At 40.9% G+C, this 1309-nt stretch carries 1 protein-coding gene and 1 other annotated feature; the gene reads left to right on the top strand.

All coding sequences use genetic code 11. The features are described from left to right. The first annotated feature begins 50 nt into the window (after positions 1-50). A protein-coding gene (locus FTU17_RS17310; RefSeq protein WP_180136131.1) for an IS3 family transposase occupies positions 51-1270 on the top strand; the annotation gives its coding sequence in 2 pieces (ribosomal slippage) (positions 51-327 and positions 327-1270; 1221 coding nt in all). Continuing rightward, positions 326-442: a sequence feature (AL1L pseudoknot), on the top strand. It overlaps the preceding gene by 117 nt. Positions 1271-1309: the final 39 nt, after the last annotated feature.

Genomic DNA, 1309 nt, shown 5'->3' on the forward strand with positions numbered 1-1309 from the left:
TGAACCGTACCGGGTTTGTCGGAGACCACTTTTCTTGAGAGAATGTCCCGATGAAAAAAGTAAAATACACCCCTGAAATCAGAGATAGAGCGGTTCAATTATTGATTGAATCTGAAAAAGATTATCCTTCTACTTGGGCTGCAATCACAGCTATTGCTCCTAAAATCGGTTGTACTCCTGAAACACTACGTGTTTGGTATCAAAAATATTTAGATAAACAAAATCCAGTTAAAGTACAGCAGCTTTCAGACCAAGAACGTATCAAACAACTCGAACGCGAAAATAAAGAACTGCAACGTGCTAACGAAATTCTACGTAAAGCAGCTGCTTTTTTCGCCCAGGCGGAGCTCGACCGCCCACACAAATAATGGTGGATTTTATCCATAACAATAAAGATCGATATGGTGTTGATGCGATTTGTAGGATTTTACCGATCGCAGCTTCAACCTATTACCGAACTTTAGATCTCGCTGACAATCCAGAACATCGAGCGAAACGAGATCTACATGATGAGCATCATGCTGAACAAATTCAACGAATTTGGAAAGAAAGTTCAGGTCGATATGGTGTGCGTAAGGTCTGGCAACAATTGAAACGTGAAGGTTATGTTATCGCACGTTGTACAGTTGCTCGATTGATGCAGAAGCTAGGTATACAAGGTGTTTGGCGTGGTAAGAATAAACAAACCACCCGTAGCCGAGATGATCAAAAAAGAGCAGATGATTTAGTGAAACGTAATTTTAATGCTGATCATCCTGACCAACTGTGGGTGAGTGACTTTACGTATATTCAAACTCATTCAGGCTGGGTCTATACCGCCTTTATTATTGATGTGTTCTCACGAGCAATTGTTGGATGGAAAGTATCGACACGGATGAATACAGATATGGTGCTCGATGCATTAGAGCAAGCATTGCACGATCGAGGCATGCCAAAGAATGTGATTCATCATTCCGATAGAGGTGTTCAATATCTTTCTATTCGCTATACCAATCGTTTAGAAGCTGCAAATTTACGAGCATCAGTCGGTACGACTGGTGATTCATACGATAATGCTTTGGCTGAAACGGTGAATGGCTTATACAAAACAGAGGTGATTGAATATCTAAAAGCAGATTGGCAAGGTTTAGCAGATGTACAACTTGCGACACTAAACTGGGTAGATTGGTTCAATAAAAAGCGTGTACACAGTGCACTGGGTTATGTATCGCCTTTTGAGTTTGAAGCAATGTACTATGATAAGATTAACCCGTTAGGTCAGGTGGCCTAACTTAAATAAAAAAGTCTCCGACAAACCCGGTACGGTTCA

The sequence above is a fragment of the Acinetobacter sp. YH12070 genome, from assembly GCF_013419625.1.
In the GTDB taxonomy this organism is placed as follows: Bacteria; Pseudomonadota; Gammaproteobacteria; order Pseudomonadales; family Moraxellaceae; genus Acinetobacter; species Acinetobacter amyesii.